Raw genomic sequence first — 1,286 nt, forward strand, 5'->3', positions numbered from 1 at the left:
TTACTGGGCGACCGCTATCGGCCGGCCCGGGTGGAGGCCGGGCCGAGGATCAGGCTGAGGTTGTGGCCGCCGAAGGCGAAGGCGTTGCTCAGCGCGGCGCGCACCGGGGCGGATCGGGCGGCGCCCCGGACGTGGTCCAGGTCGCAGGCCGGGTCGGGGTCGGTCAGGTTGAGCGTCGGCGGCAGCGTCCCCCGCGCCACCGCCAGGGCGGTCACCGCCGCCTCCAGCGCGCCCGCGGCGCCGAGGAGGTGGCCGGTGGCGCCTTTGGTGGAGCTGACCGCGGGTGGCTGCGCGCCGAAGACGGCGCGCAGCGCGGCGGTCTCGGCCACGTCACCGAGCTTGGTGCCGGTGCCGTGGGCGTTCACGTAGTCGATGTCGCCCGGGGCCAGGCCCGCGTTGGCGAGTGCGGCGCGCATCGCGTCGGCGGCGCCGGTGCCGTCGGGGCGGGGCATGGTCGGGTGGTGGGCGTCGGTGGAGGCGCCCCAGCCGAGGACGTCCGCGTACCCGGCGGCACCGCGGGCCTCGGCGTGCTCGGCCCGCTCCAGAACCAGGACGGCGCTGCCCTCGCCCAGTACGAAGCCGTTGCGGCGGGTGTCGAAGGGCCGGCTGGCCTGCTCCGGTTCGTCCCAACCCTGCGCCAGGGCGCGGGCGTTGGTGAAGGCGGCGGCGATGGTCGGGTGCAGCGAGGACTCGGTGCCGCCGCACACCACCACGTCGGCGTCCCCGGCCCGGATCAGCCGCAGCCCCTCGGCGATCGCCTGGGCGCCGGCCGCGCAGGCCGTCACCACGGCGGAGCTGTAGCCCCGGATGCCGTGCTTGATGGCGATCCGGGCGGCGGCCATGTTGGAGAGCATCCCGGGCAGCAGGTACGGGCTGACGCCGGGCCGGCCGCGTTCCAGCCGGCGGTGCGACTGCTGCTCGAAGGTCTCCAGTCCGCCGCCGCCGGTGGCCAGTACCACGGCGGTGCGGTGCGGGTCGGAGTCCCGGCCGACGGCCAGGCCGGCGTCGGCGAGCGCGTCGTCGGCGGCGGCCAGGGCGAGCAGTACGAAGCGGTCCACACAGCGGGTCTCGGTGGGCGGCAGTACCTCCCGGCCGTCGACGGCGGGGGCGATCCCGGCGGCGGGCAGCCAGCCGTGCGCGGGGTGGCCCTCGGGGACGGCCCGCAGGCCGGAACGGCCGGTGACCAGCGCCTCGAACACCTCGGCGGGTCGGCGGCCGAGCGGGGAGACCAGTCCGATGCCGGTGACGACGGCACCGGGGCGCGGGCTCATGCGCGGACCTCGTTC

The 1,286-nt window shown here is 77.2% G+C and carries 1 protein-coding gene; it reads right to left on the reverse strand.

Features of this window, described 5'->3' with window-relative positions; translation table 11 throughout:
- Positions 1-14: 14 nt before the first annotated feature.
- Positions 15-1,271, reverse strand: coding sequence for a beta-ketoacyl-[acyl-carrier-protein] synthase family protein (locus ACFWJ4_RS41635; RefSeq protein WP_380554701.1), 1,257 nt, complete (start codon positions 1,269-1,271; stop codon positions 15-17).
- Between the last annotated feature and the right edge of the window lie 15 nt (positions 1,272-1,286).

This window comes from Kitasatospora sp. NPDC127067 (genome assembly GCF_042724755.1).
In the GTDB taxonomy this organism is placed as follows: Bacteria; Actinomycetota; Actinomycetes; order Streptomycetales; family Streptomycetaceae; genus Kitasatospora; species Kitasatospora lactacystinica.

Coding starts and splice junctions, on each gene's coding strand:
- ACFWJ4_RS41635 (WP_380554701.1), bottom strand. CDS start 1,271: ATGAGCCCGCGCCCCGGTGCCGTCGTCACCGGCATCGGACTGGTCTCC.